Origin of the sequence: Nocardiopsis baichengensis YIM 90130 (assembly GCF_000341205.1) — a bacterium.
GTDB lineage: Bacteria > Actinomycetota > Actinomycetes > Streptosporangiales > Streptosporangiaceae > Nocardiopsis_A > Nocardiopsis_A halophila.
The window spans coordinates 241,285-258,703 of the sequence record NZ_ANAS01000019.1; the positions used below are offsets into that span (position 1 = coordinate 241,285).

31 protein-coding genes are annotated in these 17,419 nt (G+C 69.4%); all 31 read left to right on the forward strand.

The features are described 5' to 3' along the window. The 31 genes from rplC (at position 1) to truA (ending at position 17,413) form a co-directional block, all read left to right on the forward strand. The gene (gene rplC, locus C892_RS0116370; RefSeq protein WP_017538022.1) at positions 1-651 is read left to right on the forward strand and encodes a 50S ribosomal protein L3; all 651 of its coding nucleotides are present in this window, start codon (positions 1-3) and stop codon (positions 649-651) included. Between the two features lie 2 nt (positions 652-653). Next, complete coding sequence (rplD, locus tag C892_RS0116375) at positions 654-1,325, forward strand: 50S ribosomal protein L4 (RefSeq protein WP_017538021.1); 672 nt, start codon at positions 654-656, stop codon at positions 1,323-1,325. Continuing rightward, positions 1,322-1,612, forward strand: a complete 291-nt coding sequence (rplW, locus tag C892_RS0116380) for a 50S ribosomal protein L23 (RefSeq protein ID WP_017538020.1) — start codon at positions 1,322-1,324, stop codon at positions 1,610-1,612. The genes rplD and rplW overlap by 4 nt, the downstream gene beginning before the upstream one ends. A 63-nt stretch (positions 1,613-1,675) precedes the next feature. Beyond that, positions 1,676-2,515 carry a 50S ribosomal protein L2 gene (rplB, locus tag C892_RS0116385; RefSeq protein WP_026124405.1) on the forward strand — a complete coding sequence of 280 codons (840 nt, stop codon included), beginning with the start codon at positions 1,676-1,678 and terminating at the stop codon, positions 2,513-2,515. Positions 2,516-2,527: 12 nt separating this feature from the next. Continuing rightward, on the forward strand, positions 2,528-2,806 hold the full coding sequence (rpsS, locus tag C892_RS0116390) for a 30S ribosomal protein S19 (protein ID WP_026124406.1): 279 nt from the start codon (positions 2,528-2,530) through the stop codon (positions 2,804-2,806). Between the two features lie 75 nt (positions 2,807-2,881). Continuing rightward, entirely contained in the window at positions 2,882-3,235 is a 354-nt protein-coding gene (gene rplV / locus C892_RS0116395; protein ID WP_026124407.1) for a 50S ribosomal protein L22, read from the forward strand. Further along, positions 3,235-4,065, forward strand: coding sequence for a 30S ribosomal protein S3 (gene rpsC / locus C892_RS0116400; protein ID WP_017538016.1), 831 nt, complete (start codon positions 3,235-3,237; stop codon positions 4,063-4,065). The genes rplV and rpsC overlap by 1 nt, the downstream gene beginning before the upstream one ends. 5 nt (positions 4,066-4,070) lie before the next feature. Continuing rightward, positions 4,071-4,487 (forward strand): 50S ribosomal protein L16, encoded by a 417-nt coding sequence (gene rplP / locus C892_RS0116405; RefSeq protein WP_017538015.1) that lies wholly within the window; start codon positions 4,071-4,073, stop codon positions 4,485-4,487. After that, on the forward strand, positions 4,487-4,738 hold the full coding sequence (rpmC, locus tag C892_RS0116410; protein ID WP_017538014.1) for a 50S ribosomal protein L29: 252 nt from the start codon (positions 4,487-4,489) through the stop codon (positions 4,736-4,738). Before rplP ends, rpmC begins: the two co-directional genes overlap by 1 nt. Further along, on the forward strand, positions 4,735-5,010 hold the full coding sequence (gene rpsQ / locus C892_RS0116415; protein ID WP_017538013.1) for a 30S ribosomal protein S17: 276 nt from the start codon (positions 4,735-4,737) through the stop codon (positions 5,008-5,010). Before rpmC ends, rpsQ begins: the two co-directional genes overlap by 4 nt. A 101-nt stretch (positions 5,011-5,111) precedes the next feature. Continuing rightward, on the forward strand, positions 5,112-5,480 hold the full coding sequence (rplN, locus tag C892_RS0116420; RefSeq protein WP_017538012.1) for a 50S ribosomal protein L14: 369 nt from the start codon (positions 5,112-5,114) through the stop codon (positions 5,478-5,480). Positions 5,481-5,483: 3 nt separating this feature from the next. Beyond that, a complete protein-coding gene (rplX, locus tag C892_RS0116425) occupies positions 5,484-5,789 on the forward strand; it encodes a 50S ribosomal protein L24 (RefSeq protein ID WP_017538011.1) in 306 nt (101 codons plus the stop codon). Then, complete coding sequence (gene rplE / locus C892_RS0116430) at positions 5,789-6,364, forward strand: 50S ribosomal protein L5 (RefSeq protein WP_017538010.1); 576 nt, start codon at positions 5,789-5,791, stop codon at positions 6,362-6,364. The genes rplX and rplE overlap by 1 nt, the downstream gene beginning before the upstream one ends. Before the next feature lie 11 nt (positions 6,365-6,375). Then, entirely contained in the window at positions 6,376-6,561 is a 186-nt protein-coding gene (locus tag C892_RS0116435) for a type Z 30S ribosomal protein S14 (protein WP_017538009.1), read from the forward strand. Positions 6,562-6,823: 262 nt separating this feature from the next. Further along, positions 6,824-7,222, forward strand: a complete 399-nt coding sequence (gene rpsH / locus C892_RS0116440) for a 30S ribosomal protein S8 (RefSeq protein ID WP_017538008.1) — start codon at positions 6,824-6,826, stop codon at positions 7,220-7,222. A 17-nt stretch (positions 7,223-7,239) separates the two neighbouring features. Continuing rightward, positions 7,240-7,776 carry a 50S ribosomal protein L6 gene (rplF, locus tag C892_RS0116445; RefSeq protein ID WP_017558076.1) on the forward strand — a complete coding sequence of 179 codons (537 nt, stop codon included), beginning with the start codon at positions 7,240-7,242 and terminating at the stop codon, positions 7,774-7,776. A gap of 2 nt (positions 7,777-7,778) precedes the next feature. After that, positions 7,779-8,165: a 50S ribosomal protein L18 gene (rplR, locus tag C892_RS0116450; protein WP_017538006.1), complete on the forward strand. Its 387-nt coding sequence runs from the start codon at positions 7,779-7,781 to the stop codon at positions 8,163-8,165. A 51-nt stretch (positions 8,166-8,216) separates the two neighbouring features. Further along, entirely contained in the window at positions 8,217-8,819 is a 603-nt protein-coding gene (gene rpsE / locus C892_RS0116455) for a 30S ribosomal protein S5 (RefSeq protein WP_017538005.1), read from the forward strand. Positions 8,820-8,821: 2 nt separating this feature from the next. Beyond that, positions 8,822-9,007: a 50S ribosomal protein L30 gene (gene rpmD / locus C892_RS0116460; protein ID WP_017538004.1), complete on the forward strand. Its 186-nt coding sequence runs from the start codon at positions 8,822-8,824 to the stop codon at positions 9,005-9,007. Next, positions 9,004-9,468, forward strand: coding sequence for a 50S ribosomal protein L15 (rplO, locus tag C892_RS0116465; protein WP_017538003.1), 465 nt, complete (start codon positions 9,004-9,006; stop codon positions 9,466-9,468). Before rpmD ends, rplO begins: the two co-directional genes overlap by 4 nt. Positions 9,469-9,761: 293 nt before the next feature. Beyond that, a complete protein-coding gene (gene secY / locus C892_RS0116470; protein ID WP_017558077.1) occupies positions 9,762-11,075 on the forward strand; it encodes a preprotein translocase subunit SecY in 1,314 nt (437 codons plus the stop codon). Then, positions 11,075-11,725 carry an adenylate kinase gene (locus tag C892_RS0116475; RefSeq protein ID WP_026124408.1) on the forward strand — a complete coding sequence of 217 codons (651 nt, stop codon included), beginning with the start codon at positions 11,075-11,077 and terminating at the stop codon, positions 11,723-11,725. Before secY ends, C892_RS0116475 begins: the two co-directional genes overlap by 1 nt. After that, positions 11,725-12,549, forward strand: coding sequence for a type I methionyl aminopeptidase (gene map / locus C892_RS0116480; protein WP_017558078.1), 825 nt, complete (start codon positions 11,725-11,727; stop codon positions 12,547-12,549). Before C892_RS0116475 ends, map begins: the two co-directional genes overlap by 1 nt. An 80-nt stretch (positions 12,550-12,629) precedes the next feature. After that, entirely contained in the window at positions 12,630-13,106 is a 477-nt protein-coding gene (locus C892_RS0116485; RefSeq protein ID WP_017558079.1) for a DUF1707 SHOCT-like domain-containing protein, read from the forward strand. A gap of 223 nt (positions 13,107-13,329) precedes the next feature. Further along, the gene (gene infA / locus C892_RS0116490; protein WP_017593374.1) at positions 13,330-13,551 is read left to right on the forward strand and encodes a translation initiation factor IF-1; all 222 of its coding nucleotides are present in this window, start codon (positions 13,330-13,332) and stop codon (positions 13,549-13,551) included. 64 nt (positions 13,552-13,615) lie between these two features. Next, positions 13,616-13,729 carry a 50S ribosomal protein L36 gene (gene rpmJ / locus C892_RS0116495; protein ID WP_017537997.1) on the forward strand — a complete coding sequence of 38 codons (114 nt, stop codon included), beginning with the start codon at positions 13,616-13,618 and terminating at the stop codon, positions 13,727-13,729. Positions 13,730-13,892: 163 nt separating this feature from the next. Next, positions 13,893-14,270, forward strand: a complete 378-nt coding sequence (gene rpsM / locus C892_RS0116500) for a 30S ribosomal protein S13 (RefSeq protein WP_017537996.1) — start codon at positions 13,893-13,895, stop codon at positions 14,268-14,270. Positions 14,271-14,334: 64 nt separating this feature from the next. Beyond that, positions 14,335-14,742 carry a 30S ribosomal protein S11 gene (gene rpsK, locus C892_RS0116505; protein WP_017537995.1) on the forward strand — a complete coding sequence of 136 codons (408 nt, stop codon included), beginning with the start codon at positions 14,335-14,337 and terminating at the stop codon, positions 14,740-14,742. A 133-nt stretch (positions 14,743-14,875) separates the two neighbouring features. Beyond that, positions 14,876-15,895 (forward strand): DNA-directed RNA polymerase subunit alpha, encoded by a 1,020-nt coding sequence (locus C892_RS0116510; protein WP_017558080.1) that lies wholly within the window; start codon positions 14,876-14,878, stop codon positions 15,893-15,895. Positions 15,896-15,962: 67 nt separating this feature from the next. Next, positions 15,963-16,460 (forward strand): 50S ribosomal protein L17, encoded by a 498-nt coding sequence (gene rplQ, locus C892_RS0116515; RefSeq protein ID WP_083934399.1) that lies wholly within the window; start codon positions 15,963-15,965, stop codon positions 16,458-16,460. Positions 16,461-16,576: 116 nt separating this feature from the next. Further along, on the forward strand, positions 16,577-17,413 hold the full coding sequence (truA, locus tag C892_RS0116520; protein WP_017558082.1) for a tRNA pseudouridine(38-40) synthase TruA: 837 nt from the start codon (positions 16,577-16,579) through the stop codon (positions 17,411-17,413). Positions 17,414-17,419 lie beyond the last annotated feature (6 nt).

Sequence of the window (17,419 nt, forward strand, 5' to 3'; positions counted from 1 at the left end):
ATGGCCACCAAGCAGATCAAGGGAGTCCTGGGCGAGAAGCTCGGCATGACCCAGGTCTTCGACGACTCGGGCAAGATCGTGCCCGTGACCGTCCTGAAGGCCGGCCCGTGCGTCGTGACGCGCGTTCGGACTCCGGAGACCGACGGCTACACCGCCGTCCAGCTCGGCTACGGCAAGGTCAATCCGCGCAAGGTGAACAAGCCGCTCGGCGACTACCTGCGCAAGCACGACCTGACGCCGCGCCGCCACTACGTCGAGGTCCGCACCTCCGACGCCACCGAGTACACGCTCGGCCAGGAGCTGACCGCCGAGGACTTCGAGACCGGCCAGCTGGTCGACGTCACCGGCCGCAGCAAGGGCAAGGGCTTCGCCGGTGTCATGAAGCGCCACGGCTTCCGCGGCCTGAAGGCCTCGCACGGTGCGCACAAGGTGCACCGCTCGCCGGGCTCCATCGGCGGCTGCGCCACGCCCGGGCGCGTGTTCAAGGGCATGAGGATGGCCGGCCGGATGGGCAACGCCCGCACGACCGTGCAGAACCTCAAGGTTCAGGCGGTCGACGCGGAGAAGGGCCTCATCCTGGTCAAGGGTGCGGTGCCCGGTCCCAACGGCGGGCTGGTGCTCGTCCGCACCGCCGCGAAGGGGGAGAACTGATTATGGCGACGATCGAGGTCAAGGGCCCCGACGGCGCCGCCGGCCGGAGCGTCGAGCTCCCGGAGGCGATCTTCGAGCAGCAGGCGAACATCCCGCTGATGCACCAGGTCGTCAACGCGCAGCTGGCCGCGGCCCGGCAGGGGACCCACGCCACCAAGACCCGCGGCATGGTCCGCGGCGGTGGCAAGAAGCCCTACCGGCAGAAGGGCACCGGCCGGGCCCGCCAGGGCTCGACCCGCGCTCCGCAGTTCGCCGGCGGTGGGACCGTGCACGGCCCCCAGCCGCGCGACTACGCCCAGCGCACGCCCAAGAAGATGAAGGCCGCCGCGCTGCGCGGCGCCCTGTCGGACCGGGCCCGCAACGGCCGGGTGCACGTGCTCAGCACCTTCGTCCCCGACGAGGTGTCGGCCAAGCGCACCCAGACCGCGCTCAAGGCCCTGCGCCAGGTCACCGATTCCGACAAGGTCCTGGTGGTCCTGGACCGCAACGACGAGACCAACCGCCTCGCGCTGCGCAACCTCGCCGAGGTGCACATCCTCGACGCGGACCAGGTGAACACCTACGACGTCCTCGACGCCGACGACGTGGTCTTCACCGAGCGCGGGTACGAGGAGTTCCTGGCGCACGCTTCGGGTGCCTCGCAGGCCCGGAAGCCGGAGGAGGACGACCAGTGAGGATCCCCGACCCTCGGGACATCATCGTCGAGCCGGTGATCTCCGAGAAGAGCTACGGGCTGCAGGACCAGAACCAGTACACGTTCATCGTGCGCCCGGACGCCAACAAGACGCAGATCAAGATCGCGGTCGAGAAGATCTTCGAGGTGAAGGTCGCGAGCGTGAACACGATCAACCGTCCCGGCAAGCGCAAGCGCACCCGCTTCGGTTACGGGAAGCGTCCCGACACCAAGCGCGCGATCGTGACGGTCGCCGAGGGCGACCGGATCGACATCTTCGGGGTCTGATCCGCGCAGCCTGCGGCCGGACACCGCTTCAACCAGCAATTCGCGAAGGAATGCACGAAGAAGATGGGCATTCGTAAGTACAAGCCGACGACGCCGGGTCGTCGCGGCTCCAGCGTGAGCGACTTCGTCGAGGTCACGCGTTCGGAGCCGGAGAAGTCCCTGGTGCGTCCGCTCCACTCCAAGGGCGGCCGCAACGGCCACGGCCGTATCACCACGCGCCACCAGGGCGGCGGCCACAAGCGCGCCTACCGTGTCATCGACTTCCGTCGGCACGACAAGGACGGCGTCCCCGCGAAGGTCGCGCACATCGAGTACGACCCGAACCGGACCGCCCGCATCGCCCTGCTGCACTACGTGGACGGCGAGAAGCGCTACATCCTGGCGCCCGCCGGCCTGAAGCAGGGCGACCGGGTCGAGAACGGCCCCGGGTCCGACATCAAGCCCGGGAACTGCCTCCCGCTGCGCAACATCCCCACGGGTACGTTCGTGCACGCGGTCGAGCTCAAGCCGGGCGGCGGCGCCAAGCTGGGCCGCTCCGCCGGGTCGCAGATCCAGCTCCTGGCCAAGGAGGGCAACTACGCCACGCTGCGCATGCCCTCCGGTGAGATGCGGATGGTGGAGGTCACCTGCCGCGCCACCGTCGGACAGGTCGGCAACGCCGAGCAGTCCAACATCAACTGGGGCAAGGCCGGCCGCATGCGGTGGAAGGGCCGCAGGCCCACCGTCCGCGGTGTGGTCATGAACCCGGTCGACCACCCCCACGGCGGTGGTGAGGGCCGTACCTCGGGCGGCCGCCACCCGGTCAACCCCGCCGGTAAGAAGGAAGGCCGGACCCGTCGCAAGAACAAGGCCAGCGACAAGTACATCGTGCGGCGTCGGCGCAGCGGCAAGAAGAAGCGGTAAGGAGCACGTCTGATGCCACGTAGCCTTAAGAAGGGCCCCTTCGTGGACCACCACCTGGCCAAGAAGGTGGAGGACCAGAACGAGAAGGGCACCAAGAACGTCATCAAGACGTGGTCGCGGCGCTCCATGGTCGTCCCGGAGATGATCGGGCACACCATCGCCGTGCACGACGGCCGCAAGCACGTCCCGGTCTTCATCTCCGAGGCGATGATCGGCCACAAGCTCGGCGAGTTCGCCCCCACGCGCACTTTCCGGAGCCACGTCAAGGAAGACCGCCGTAGCCGCCGTTAGCGGTTGCACCGATCGACAAGGACCATGTTCCCCACGGTGAGTGGGGAGGAGATTTCCGTGAGCGAGGGAAAAGCGATGGGAACGAGGGCACAGGCGCGGTTCGTCCGCGTCACGCCCCGCAAGGCCCGCCGGGTGGTGGACCTGATTCGCGGGTTGCCCGCTGACGAGGCACAGGCGGTCCTCCGGTTCGCGCCGCAGTCGGCGAGCGAGCCGGTGGGGAAGGTGCTGGCGAGTGCGATCGCCAACGCCGAGCACAACGACAAGCTGGACCGCGAGACCCTGGTCGTGGGGCGTGCCTGGGTGGACGAGGGCCCGACGCTGAAGCGGATCCGTCCGCGTGGCTTCGGGCGCGCTTTCCGGGTCACCAAGCGCACGAGCCACATCACCGTGGTCGTGGAGCCCAGTGAGACCAAGGAAAGGACCCGATAGTGGGGCAGAAGATCAACCCGCACGGGTTCCGGCTCGGGGTCACGACTGACTACAAGACCCGCTGGTACGCCGAGAAGCAGTACAAGGACTACGTCAAGGAAGACGTGGCCATCCGCCGCATGCTCAACCGCGGCATGGAGCGGGCCGGAATCAGCAAGGTCGAGATCGAGCGGACCCGCGAGCGCGTGCGCGTGGACATCCACACCGCCCGCCCCGGCATCGTCATCGGCCGGCGCGGCGCGGAGGCCGACCGCCTCCGCAGCAACCTGGAGAAGCTGACGGGCAAGCAGGTCCAGCTCAACATCCTCGAGGTGAAGAGCCCGGAGACCGACGCCCAGCTCGTCGCCCAGGGCGTGGCCGAGCAGCTGGCCAGCCGGGTGGCGTTCCGCCGCGCGATGCGCAAGGCCATGCAGAGCGCCTCCAAGAGCGGCGCCAAGGGCATCCGCATCCAGTGCAGCGGCCGTCTCGGCGGTGCCGAGATGTCGCGGTCGGAGTTCTACCGCGAGGGCCGCGTGCCGCTGCACACGCTGCGCGCCGACATCGACTACGGCTTCTTCGAGGCCCGTACGACGTTCGGCCGCATCGGCGTGAAGGTGTGGATCTACAAGGGCGACGCCCCGGCCACCCGTGCCGAGCGCGAGGCCCAGCAGGCCGCACAGCGCGCCCCGGGCGGCGGAGGCGGCGGCCAGCGCCGCGAGCGTCCGGGCCGTCGCCGTCGCGGCGGCCAGGGCGGCCAGGGCGGCGGCCAGGGGCAGCCGGCCGAGGCCAAGTCCAGCGCGCCCGCCGACGCGGCTCAGGGCGCCGAGAAGTCCGGGAACGAGGGGAGCTGAACGAGATGCTCATTCCCCGGAAGGTCAAGTACCGCAAGCAGCACCACCCGGACCTGCGCGGCCGCGCCAAGGGTGGGACGACGGTCAACTTCGGTGAGTTCGGCATCCAGGCCCTGGACGCCGCCTACGTCACCAACCGGCAGATCGAGGCCGCTCGTATCGCCATGACCCGTCACATCAAGCGCGGCGGCAAGGTGTGGATCAACATCTTCCCGGACCGCCCGCTGACCAAGAAGCCGGCCGAGACCCGGATGGGTTCCGGCAAGGGCTCGCCCGAGTGGTGGGTCGCCCCGGTGAAGCCGGGCCGAGTGATGTTCGAGCTGTCCGGCGTGCCGGAACCGGTGGCCAAGGAGGCCATGCGTCGGGCCATGCACAAGCTCCCGATGCGGTGCAAGTTCGTGAAGCGGGAGGTGTGGGAGTAATGGCGAAGTCCCCGACCGCCCAGGAGCTGCGCGTCCAGTCCCAGGAGGACCTGGTCGGCAAGCTCAAGGAGGCGAAGGAAGAGCTGTTCAACCTGCGCTTCCAGGCTGCCACCGGGCAGCTCGACAACAACGGCCGACTGCGCACCGTCAAGCGCGAGATCGCGCGGATCTACACGGTCCTGCGGGAGCACGAGCTGGGCATCATGCCGCTGGCCGAGTCGGCTGAGAAGACGAAGGAAGCAGCCGAATGAGCGAGATCGACGAGCGGACCGCTCGCAACTACCGCAAGGTGCGCGAGGGCTACGTCGTCAGCGACAAGATGTCGAAGACCGTGGTCGTCGAGGTCGAGGACCGTGTCAAGCACGCGCTGTACGGCAAGGTCATCCGCCGCACCACCAAGTACAAGGCCCACGACGAGAACGAGATCTGCGGCGTCGGCGACCGGGTCCGGATGATGGAGACCCGCCCGCTGTCGGCGACCAAGCGCTGGCGCGTCGTGGAGATCCTGGAGAAGGCTAAGTAGACCCCTGCCTCGGCGGCCGGTTGGTGGAGATCGGCCGCCTAAGGGGTGAGACCACCTAGCAGTGCGGGCAGTGCGCCCGCGCGCACATATCAGGAGCAGACGTGATTCAGCAGGAGTCGCGACTCAAGGTCGCCGACAACACGGGGGCCAAGGAGATCTTGACCATCCGTGTCCTCGGTGGCTCGGGTCGGCGCTACGCGGGCATCGGCGACACCATCGTGGCGACGGTGAAGGACGCCCTTCCCGGCGCAGGCGTGAAGAAGGGCGATGTCGTCAAGGCTGTCATCGTGCGCACCGTCAAGGAGCGCCGCCGGCCCGACGGCTCCTACATCCGCTTCGATGAGAACGCCGCCGTGCTCATCAAGGACGGTGGGGACCCGCGAGGCACCCGCATCTTCGGTCCGGTCGGACGTGAGCTGCGGGACAACAAGTTCATGCGCATCATCTCGCTAGCGCCGGAGGTGCTCTAGGCGATGAAGGTCAAGAAGGACGACGAGGTCATCGTCATCGCCGGCAAGGACAAGGGTGCCACCGGGAAGGTCATCAAGGCCCTTCCCAAGGAGCAGCGTGTCGTCGTCGAGGGCGTCAACCTCATCAAGAAGCACAGGAAGGCGAACCCGGCGAGCGGCCAGCAGGGCGAGGTCGTCACGCAGGAGGCCCCGATCCACGTGAGCAACGTCGCCCTCGCCGAGGACGGCAAGGGCATCCGGGTCGGCTACCGCTTCACCGAAGACGGCAAGAAGGTTCGCGTCTCGCGCCGTACCGGTAAGGACATCTGATGACGGTCACCAACGACATCGAGGCTCCGGCGATGCCTCGTCTCAAGGAGAAGTACCGCTCCGAGATCATGCCGGCGCTGCGCGAGGAGTTCGGGATCGCCAACGTCATGCAGATCCCCGGCCTGACCAAGGTCGTGGTGAACATGGGCGTGGGCGAGGCCGCGCGCGACGCCAAGCTGATCCAGGGCGCCGTCGCCGACCTGTCGGCGATCACGGGCCAGAAGCCCAAGATCAACCGGGCCAAGAAGTCCATCGCGCAGTTCAAGCTGCGCGAGGGGCAGCCCATCGGCGCCGCCGCCACGCTGCGCGGCGACCGCATGTGGGAGTTCGTGGACCGGCTGGTCTCCCTGGCCCTGCCGCGCATCCGGGACTTCCGCGGGCTCAACCCGAACCAGTTCGACGGCAAGGGCAACTACACCTTCGGCCTCACCGAGCAGGTCATGTTCCACGAGGTCGACCCGGACAAGGTCGACCGGCCGCGGGGCATGGACATCACGGTCGTGACCACTGCGACCACGGACGACCAGGGGCGCAGCCTGCTCAAGCGCCTCGGGTTCCCCTTCAAGGAAGCCTGAGGGAGGCGACCATGGCAAAGAAGGCGCTGATCGCCAAGGCGAACAGGAAGCCGAAGTTCGCCGTCCGCGCGTATACTCGTTGCTCGAAGTGCGGACGTCCGCGCGCCGTCTTCCGCAAGTTCGGCCTGTGCCGCATCTGCTTCCGCGAGATGGCGCACAAGGGTGAGCTGCCGGGCATCGCCAAGTCGAGCTGGTAGCAGCCGCGGGCCGGGCGCCGTCCCGGCCGTAGGAGCGGATCGCGGAGCCGCCGCGCCGCCCCCTCCCCGGAGTGGCCGGGCGCGGGCGGGCGCGGCGACCACCACGTAACACGATGGACAGAACAAGGGCCCGGGCACCGGTGCGTCCGGTGGCCGGCCCGTGACCACGCCGTAGGTCCTAGAGGTGCCCCGGAAAGGGGAACAGGCGGGAAGGGACCCGTCTGTCCTTGGGGAAACCGCGGTGAGGAAGGGCCAGTCGGCCATGACGATGACCGACCCGATCGCAGACATGCTCACGCGTCTGCGCAACGCGAATTCGGCGCACCACGACACCGTGGCGATGCCGTATTCCAAGATCAAGGCGCACATCGCCGAGGTCCTCCAGCAGGAGGGCTACGTCCAGGGCTGGAGCGTCGAAGAGGCGCAGGTCGGAAAGACCCTGGTGGTGGAGCTCAAGTACGGCCCCACTCGGGAGCGTTCGATCGCCGGCATCCGGCGCGTGTCCAAGCCGGGCCTGCGCGTCTACGCCAAGAAGGACAACCTTCCGCGCGTTCTGGGCGGTCTCGGCACCGCCATCATCTCGACGTCCGGTGGCCTGATGACCGACAAGCAGGCCAAGAAGAACGGCGTGGGCGGCGAAGTCCTCGCCTACGTCTGGTAATAGGGAGAGATTTCAGCATGTCGCGTATCGGTCGACTGCCGATTTCGGTCCCCAAGGGCGTCGAAGTCACGATTGACGGGCAAGACGTCACTGTCAAGGGGCCGAAGGGCACTCTGCACCACACCGTTACCGACCCGATCACGGTCGAGCTGGAGGACGGCCAGGCCGTCCTGAGCCGCCCGGACGACCACCCGGAGAACCGGTCGCTGCACGGTCTGAACCGTGCGCTGCTGGCCAACCTGGTCGAGGGCGTCTCCAAGGGCTTCAGCAAGACCCTGGAGATCCACGGCGTCGGCTACCGCGTCCAGGCGAAGGGCTCCAACCTGGAGTTCTCGCTGGGCTACAGCCACCCGGTCGTGATCGAGCCGCCGGAGGGGATCACCTTCCGCGTGGAGAAGCCGACTCTGCTGCACGTCGAGGGCATCGACAAGCAGCTGGTGGGCCAGGTCGCCGCGAACATCCGTCGTCTGCGCAAGCCCGACCCGTACAAGAAGAAGGGCGTGCGGTACGCGGGCGAGCGGATCCGTTCCAAGGCCGGAAAGGCTGGTAAGTAGCCATGGCGAAGAGCACGACCGCGGTCCGCAAGGGCACGGCCGCGCGCACTGCTTCGCGTGCGCGGCGCCACCTTCGGGTCCGCAAGAAGATCAACGGCACGCCGGCGCGCCCGCGCCTGGTCGTCACCCGCTCCTCCAAGCACATGGTCGCCCAGATCGTGGACGACACCAAGGGCCACACCCTGGTCTCGGCCTCCACCATCGAGGCGGGGCTGCGCGCCCAGGAGGGCACCAAGTCCGAGAAGTCGCAGAAGGTCGGCGAGCTCCTGGCGCAGCGCGCCAAGGAGGCCGGCATCAGCGCGGTCGTCTTCGACCGCGGCGGCAACCGCTACCACGGCCGCATCGCGGCGCTCGCCGAGAGCGCCCGGTCCGGCGGGCTGGAGTTCTGATCCGATGAACCCGGTCCACAGCAAGTACACCGACGGGAAGAGGAACCACTGATGGCTGCAGCTCCGCGGCGCGGCGCCGGTGGCGAGCGGCGAGACCGCCGCGACGATCGCCGCGGCGGCGCCGCAGACAAGGGTGTCTCCTACATCGAGAAGGTCGTGACCATCAACCGGGTCGCCAAGGTCGTCAAGGGCGGCCGGCGGTTCAGCTTCACCGCGCTGGTCGTCGTCGGCGACGGCAACGGCATGGTGGGCGTGGGTTACGGCAAGGCCAAGGAAGTTCCGGCCGCCATCGCCAAGGGCGTGGAGGAGGCGAAGAAGAACTTCTTCCGCGTCCCCCGCATCCAGGGCACCATCACGCACCGGGTCCAGGGCGAGGACGCCGCCGGCGTCGTGCTGCTGCGCCCGGCCGCGCCGGGTACCGGTGTCATCGCCGGCGGTCCGGTCCGCGCCGTGCTGGAGTGCGCGGGCGTCCACGACGTGCTGAGCAAGTCCCTCGGCTCGTCCAACGCCCTGAACATCGTGCACGCCACCGTCGCCGCGCTCAAGGGCCTGGGCCGTCCCGAGGAGATCGCGGCCCGCCGCGGCCTGCCGATCGAGGACGTCGCGCCGGCCGCCATGCTGCGCGCCCGTGCGGAAGCGAAGGCGGGGGCCTGACGATGGCGAAGCTCAAGATCACCCAGGTGCGGTCGAAGATCGGCGGCACGAAGAAGCAGCACGAGAACCTGCGCTCTCTCGGCCTCGGCAAGATCGGCCGGTCGGTCGTCCGTGAGGACGGTCCGCAGCTCCGCGGGCAGGTCGGCGTCGTGGCGCACCTCGTGAATGTCGAGGAGGTCAGCGAATGAGCGACAACGACCCCGGCGAGCTGCTCAAGCTCCACCACCTGCGCCCGGCTCCGGGCAGCAACAAGTCCAAGATCCGCAAGGGTCGCGGCGAGGCCTCCAAGGGCAAGACCGCGGGTCGCGGCACCAAGGGCACCAAGGCCCGCTCCACGGTGCCCGTCGGCTTCGAGGGCGGTCAGATGCCCCTGATCCGGCGGCTGCCGAAGCTGCGCGGGTTCAGCAACGCCCGGTTCCGCACCACCTACCAGGTCGTGAACCTGGACCGGATCGCGGAGCTGTTCCCCGAGGGGGGCGAGGTCACCGTCGAGGGCCTGGTCGCCAAGGGCGCGGTGCGCAAGAACCAGCCCGTCAAGGTGCTGGGCACCGGTGAGATCTCGGTGGCCGTCCAGGTGAGCGCCAACGCGTTCTCCGCCTCGGCCAAGGAGAAGATCGCCGCCGCCGGTGGTTCCACCACCGAGCTGTAGGCGCATCGATCCGATCCGCCACGAGTGATGCGGGGGCGTCGGCCGGCGAGACCCACCCAGGGTGGGAGCCGGCGGGCGCCCCCGCGTGCTACCCGGGTCCGGTCCGCCGTCACCAGGACGATCCCGCCCCGGACCCGAAGGGCTGTTACAGTGCCTTACTGCCTGACGCCTAACTGTTCGACCGATGACTCCAGGGCCCCGGGGCCGCCCCCGGTGCCGCCGCTCTACGACGATTCAGGATCGGCCGCGATGTCTCGAACCGGTTCCGCCGCCGAAGCCGCGCAGGAGGAGACGTGCTAGGAGCGTTCGTCCGTGCGTTCCGCACGCCCGACCTGCGTAACAAGCTGCTGTTCACCATTTTCATCCTGACCATCTTCCGGCTGGGCTCGGTCATCCCGGCGCCGGGGATCAACTCCGCGGCGATCAGAGAGCAGCTGGAGTCGGTGCAGGCCGCCGACGAATCAGGGATCTATTCGCTGATCAACCTGTTCAGCGGCGGGGCCCTGCTGCAGCTGGCGGTCTTCGCGCTGGGCATCATGCCCTACATCACCGCGAGCATCATCATCAACCTGCTCACGGTGGTGATCCCGCGGCTGGAGGCCCTCAAGAAGGAGGGCCAGCCCGGCCAGGCGAAGATCACCCAGTACACCCGGTACCTCACCCTGGCCCTGGCCATCCTGCAGTCGACCAGCTTCATCGCGATGGCGCGCAGCGGGCAGCTCTTCCAGGGGCAGATCCCGGTGCACACCTACATGCCCAACGACGACCTGCTGACCCTGGTCACCATGGTGTTCACCATGACGGCGGGGACCGCGGTCATCATGTGGTTCGGTGAGCTGATCACCGAGCGCGGCGTGGGCAACGGCATGTCCCTGATGATCTTCACCCAGGTCATCGCGATGTTCCCGTCCTCGATCGGGACCATCTGGCAGGAGCAGGACACCTGGGTCTTCGTGCTCATCTGCATCGCGGGCCTGGTGCTGATCGCCGGCGTGGTCTTCATCGAGCAGGCGCAGCGCCGCATCCCGGTGCACTACGCCAAGCGCATGGTGGGCCGGCGGATGTTCGGCGGCAGCTCGACCTACATCCCGCTGAAGGTGAACCAGGCCGGCATCATCCCGGTCATCTTCGCCTCCTCGCTGCTCTACCTCCCGCAGCTGGCCATCGGCCTGTTCGGCCAGGACAGCGACAACCCCGTCGTGGGCTTTCTCAACGAGTACTTCGTGACCGGCACGCACCCGGTCTACATGGCGACCTTCTTCGTCATGATCGTGGGTTTCGCGTTCTTCTACGTGGCCATCACCTTCAACCCCGCCGAAGTCGCCGACAACATGAAGAAGTACGGTGGGTTCATCCCGGGTATCCGGCCCGGGCGTCCGACCGCGGAGTACCTGGAGTACGTGCTCAACCGGCTGACGACCCCCGGATCGCTGTACCTCGGGTTCATCGCTCTGCTGCCGATGGTGGCGATGGGCGCCTCCGGGGCGACCCAGAACTTCCCGTTCGGCGGCACGAGCATCCTGATCATGGTCGGTGTCGGGCTGGACACGGTGAAACAGATCGAGTCTCACCTCCAGCAGCGGAACTACGAAGGTTTCTTGCGATAGTGCGTGCCGTACTTGTTGGGCCCCCTGGTGCCGGGAAAGGCACCCAGGCCCAGATCCTGGCGTCAGAACTGTCCATCCCCAAGGTGTCCACGGGCGACATCTTCCGGGCCAACGTGAGCGGCGGTACCGAGCTCGGCAAGAAGGCCAAGAGCTACATGGACCGCGGCGACCTCGTCCCCGACGAGGTCACCAACGAGATGGTGCGGGGCAGGCTCGCCGAGGAGGACGCCCGCGAGGGCTTCCTGCTCGACGGCTTCCCGCGCAACGTGCCCCAGGCCGAGACGCTGGACTCCATGCTCAAGGACATGGGGACGGCGCTGGACGCGGTCCTGGAGCTCAAGGTGGACGAGGAGGAGGTCGTCAAGCGCCTCTCCGGCCGCCGCTCCTGCCGGGAGTGCGGCCGCGTCTACCACGTCGACTACGACCCGCCCCGGGCCGAGGACGTCTGCGACGCCTGCGGCGGCGGGCTCTACCAGCGCGACGACGACCGCGAAGAGGTCATCCGGCACCGCCTGGAGGTCTACCGGGAGCAGACCGAGCCCCTGGTCGCCTACTACCGGGACAAGGGCGTGCTGGTCGCGATCGGGGCCACCGGCTCCGTCGAGGACGTCACCGCCCGCGCTCTGGCCGCGCTGGGGCCGGACGCCTGATGTTCCGCAGATCCAAGCCGGACATCCAGATCAAGACGCCGGAGCAGATCCGCATGATGCGGGAGGCCGGCAAGGTCGTGGCGCGCGCCCTGAACGCGGTGCGCGCCGCGGCCGCCCCCGGGATGAGCACCCTGGACCTGGACGCCGTCGCCGAAGAGGTGATCCGCGGCGCCGGGGCCGTGCCCTCGTTCAAGGGCTACCAGGGCTTCCCGGGGTCCATCTGCACCTCGGTCAACGAGGAGGTCGTGCACGGCATCCCGCGCGCCTCCAAGGTCCTGGCCGAGGGCGACGTGGTCTCGGTCGACTGCGGCGCCATCCTGGAGGGGTGGCACGGCGACTCGGCGGTCACCGTCCCGGTCGGCACCGTCTCCGACGACGACGTGCGGATGATGGACGTGTGCCGGGAGTCCATGTGGCGCGGCATCGCCGAGCTGCGGCCCGGGCGGCGCCTGGGCGACATCGGCCACGCCATCGACTCCTACATGGCCTCCCAGGGCTCCTGGGGCAACGTCCAGGAGTACGGCGGGCACGGCATCGGCACCGAGATGCACATGGAGCCGCACGTGCTCAACCACGGCCGCCCCGGCAAGGGGCTGCGCCTGGAGGAGGGCATGTGCCTGGCCATCGAACCGATGGCCAACCAGGGCACCCGCAACGTCGCGGTGCTGGAGGACGAGTGGACCGTGGTCACCCGGGACGGCCGCCGCTCGGCGCACTTCGAGCACACGGTCGCGGTGACCGCGCAGGGCCCGATGGTGCTCACCGCCCGCGAGGACGACCGGCCCGAGATCGAGAAGCGCTCCTTCCCCGACCCGGGCTGGTAGGCCCCGCGCCCGCGGAGGCGGCGGCCGGCGCGGCGCCGGATAGGATCGAGGCCGTCAGCCGACTCCGCGGGGTCGATTCCATGGAGGAGGGGGGCACCGTGGCCGAGGACGCCCCGAAGGCCGCCGGTCCGGCCGACTCCGAACGGGACCGCGCCGCGCGCCTCCTGCAGGCGCACTTCGCACAGGGGCGGCTCGACGGCGGCGAGTTCAGCTCCCGCCTGGAGCGGGTCTACAAGGCCTCGGACGCGCGCGAGCTGGAGGCCGCCGTCTCCGACCTGCCCTCCTCGCCCGAGCCGCCGCGGCCGGCCCGTGCGGCCGGGGGCGCGGGCGGCGGGAGGAGCCTGCTGCGCGATCCGGCGCTGCTCATCCCCTGGGGCCTGTGGGCCGGGGTGAACACCCTGTGCTTCACCATCTGGCTCATCCTGTATCTGACCGGTCAGAGCGACGGATACCCGTGGTTCCTGTGGGTGCTCGGTCCGTGGGGTATCGTGATGGCGTTCATCACACTCGGACTCGCCGCGGTCTACCGCGGCGGCGGTACCGCGGCCGGCGACTGACGCGGCGTCCTCCCCGCTCGCGGAGGGCGTTAGACTGGGATGGCCCACACTCGGGCCGTTGGGTCAGCGTGCCTTACTTCCGCATCCGCAGGAATCTCCGCGTATGCTGTCGCGGTTGACCTGATCGTCAATGTCCGAATCAGCAGTGTGCCCGGTGTCCGTCCGCGGACGCCCGGCCGCCAGCCCCTGCCTTCGGCGGGGAGATTCTCGAAGCGTGGAGGATATGGCTAAGAAAGACGGCGCCATCGAGATCGAGGGCTCCGTTATCGAGTCCCTGCCCAACGCAATGTTCCGAGTGGAGCTCGACAACGGGCACAAGGTGCTTGCCCACATCAGCGGCAAGATGCGGATGCACTACATCCGTATTCTCCCCGACGACCGCGTCGTCGTGGAGCTGAGCCCGTACGACCTCACCCGCGGGCGCATCGTTTACCGCTACAAGTAAGGCCGCGCCGCGCAGCCGTCCGGCGGGAGCCGGGCGGGCGGGGCGGCACGAGTTCGGAGACACCATGAAGGTCAAGCCGAGCGTCAAGAAGATCTGCGCGAAGTGCCGAGTGATCCGCCGCCACGGCCGGATCATGGTCATCTGCTCGGACCCGCGCCACAAGCAGCGCCAGGGCTGAGCCCCTCGCGCGTCTTCTCGACGGCGACGAATTCCAGACGGACCTGTCCCGGTCCCCGCGGTGCGCGGGGACAACCCCCGGTCGGAGGCCGGGGCGCTCGTCAGGGCGGCGAGCGGCAATGGGACGGGCAAGACCTCCGCACAGTACGAAGGAGCACGCCCATATGGCACGCCTCGCAGGCGTCGACCTCCCCCGTGACAAGCGGGTGGAGATCGCTCTCACCTACGTTTTCGGTATCGGCCGGACCCGTGCGGCCGAGACCCTGAAGAACACCGGTGTCAGCCCCGACACCCGTGTCCACGAGCTCTCCGAGGACCAGCTCGTCCAGATCCGCGACTGGGTCGACGCCAACTACCAGGTCGAGGGCGACCTGCGGCGCGAGGTTCAGGGCGACATCCGTCGCAAGATGGAGATCGGCTGCTACCAGGGCATCCGGCACCGCCGCGGTCTGCCGGTGCACGGTCAGCGCACGCAGACCAACGCCCGCACCCGCAAGGGCAAGAAGAAGACCGTGGCCGGCAAGAAGAAGCCGAAGAAGTAGTCCGTCCGGACCTCGACCACCGGGTCCGGCGCCGACGGACCGACGATCTTGGGAGTAATCAGGTATGCCGCCTAAGGGCCGCCAGCAGGGCGCCGCGCGCAAGGTGCGCCGCAAGGAAAAGAAGAACATCGTCCACGGGCATGCTCACATCAAGAGCACGTTCAACAACACGATCGTGAGCATCACCGACCCCACCGGTGCGGTGATCTCGTGGGCGAGCTCCGGGCAGGTCGGCTTCAAGGGGTCGCGCAAGTCCACCCCGTTCGCCGCCCAGATGGCGGCCGAGGCCGCCGCGCGCCGCGCCCAGGAGCACGGGGTGCGCAAGGTGGACGTCTTCGTCAAGGGTCCCGGCTCCGGCCGTGAGACCGCCATCCGCTCGCTGCAGGCCACCGGCCTGGAGGTGGGCTCGATCCAGGACGTCACGCCGACTCCGCACAACGGCTGCCGTCCGCCCAAGCGCCGCCGGGTCTGACCCCGGCGCGCTCGCCGCGCCCGCCCGGCCTCGTTCGGCCGGGGAGCGGGTAGGTAGTTGATGAGGTCCCGCATCCGCGGGGCCGTCCAGTGGCCGTCAAATAGCGGGCGGCCGTGGGAAGGGAACACCGAACATGCTCATCGCCCAGCGTCCGGCGCTCTCGGAGGAGAGCCTGTCGGAGCTCCGCTCCAAGTTCGTGATCGAGCCCCTGGAGCCGGGCTTCGGCTACACCATCGGCAACTCGATCCGGCGGACCCTGCTGTCCTCGATCCCCGGTGCGGCCGTCACCAGCATCCGCATCGAGGGCGTCGAGCACGAGTTCACCACCGTGCCCGGCGTCAAGGAGGACGTCACCGAGATCATCCTGAACCTCAAGGGCCTGGTCGTCTCCTCGGAGCACGACGAGCCGGTTCTGATGTATCTGCGCAAGCAGGGCCCCGGCGTGGTGACCGCTGCGGACATCGCGCCGCCGGCGGGGGTCGAGGTGCACAACCCCGACCTGCACATCGCCACGCTGAACAGCAAGGGCAAGCTGGAGATGGAGCTGACGGTCGAGCGCGGCCGCGGGTACGTCTCGGCGACCCAGAACAAGCAGCCCGGCCAGGAGATCGGCCGTATCCCGATCGACTCCATCTACTCGCCGGTCCTGCGGGTCACCTACAAGGTCGAGGCCACCCGCGTCGAGCAGCGCACCGACTTCGACCGGCTCATCCTGGACGTCGAGACCAAGCCGAGCATCCGGCCCCGCGACGCCGTGGCCAGCGCCGGCAAGACGCTGGTGGAGCTGTTCGGGCTGGCGCGCGAGCTCAACGTCGACGCCGAGGGCATCGACATGGGCCCCTCGCCCACGGACGCGGCCCTGGCCGCGGACCTGGCGCTGCCGATCGAGGACCTCAACCTCACGGTGCGTTCCTACAACTGCCTCAAGCGCGAGGGCATCCACACGGTGGGCGAGCTGGTCGCCCGCTCCGAGCAGGACCTTCTGGATATAAGGAACTTCGGCGCGAAGTCCATCGAGGAGGTCAAGCAGAAGCTCGTGGACATGGGCCTCTCGCTCAAGGACTCCCCGCCCGGGTTCGACCCCAGCAGCGCGGCCGACTCCTACGGGTCCGACGACGACGACCAGTCCTACGTCGAGACCGAGCAGTACTAGAAGACGTCGCCCGAGGTACCGCGGCCGCCTGTGCGGCCGCGGACCGCACCACTAGGAGAAGTACACGATGCCCACGCCGACGAAGGGGCCTCGCCTGGGTTCCGGCCCGGCCCATGAGCGGCTCATGCTGGCGAACCTGGCGACCTCGCTGTTCCAGCACGGCCGTATCAAGACCACCGAGGCCAAGGCCAAGCGCCTGCGCCCCTACGCGGAGAAGCTGATCACCCTGGGCAAGCGGGGCGACCTGCACGCCCGGCGCCAGGTGCTGCAGACCATCCGCGACAAGGCGGTCGTGCACGAGCTGTTCACCGAGATCGGCCCGCGCTACGAGAACCGCCCCGGTGGCTACACCCGCATCACCAAGATCGGGCCGCGCAAGGGCGACAACGCCCCCATGGCCGTGATCGAGCTGGTCGAGGCGCTCAACCGCCCGGCCGCCACGACGGCTCCGGCCCCCGAGGCCGCTGCTGCGGCCCCGGAGCAGGAGAAGGCGGAGGAGGCGGCCCCCGAGGCCGCGGCCGACTCCGCCGAGGAGTCCGCCGAGGACAAGAAGAGCGAGGAGTAAGGGGACTCCCCCTTGCCCGCCGGTGCCCGGTCCCCTCGATGGGGGCCGGGCACCGCTGTTTGCCCCGCCCCCGATTCCGCGCCCCCGACGGGGCGCCGACCTAGGAAGGCCCGACCATGATCCGCCTCCGCCTCGACCTGGCCTACGACGGCTCGGGCTTCTCCGGGTGGGCCGAGCAGCCCGGCCGGCGCACTGTGCAGGGGGTGCTGCAGGAGGCGCTGGCGCGGGTGCTGCGGCTGCCGCCGGAGCAGGCGGTGCTGACCGTGGCCGGCCGGACCGACGCCGGGGTGCACGCCTCGGGGCAGGTGGCCCACCTGGACGTGCCCGAGGAGGTGTGGGGGGCCGAGGGCGAGCGGGTACTGCGGCGCCTGGCCGGGGTGCTCCCGCCCGACGTGCGGGTGCGCTCGGCGGCCCCCGCGCCCGAGGGGTTCGACGCCCGCTTCTCGGCGCTGCACCGGCGCTACGTCTACCGGGTGAGCGACGCCCCGTGGGGCGTGGACCCGCTGCGCCGCCACGACGTGCTCTGGCACCGGCGGCCGCTGGACGCCGACCGGATGAACCTGGCCGCCGCCGAGCTGGCCGGGGAGCACGACTTCGCCGCCTACTGCCGCCGGCGGGAGGGGGCGACCACGGTGCGCGAGCTGCTGCGCCTGGAGTGGGTGCGCGAGGGCGACCACCTGCTGGCCGGAACGGTCCAGGCCGACGCCTTCTGCCACAACATGGTGCGGGCGCTCGTGGGGGCGCTGCTGGCGGTCGGGGACGGGCGCCGGGACACCGGGTGGCCGGCCCGGGTGCTGGCCGCGGGGGAGCGCGACTCCGCGGTCCACGTGGTGGGCCCGCACGGGCTGTGCCTGGAGGAGGTCGCCTACCCGGACGGCGGCCTCCTGGCGGCCCGCGCACGGGCCACCAGGAGGGTGCGCACGCTCGGCGGGGACGCGGCCCCGCCCGCCTGACCGGCC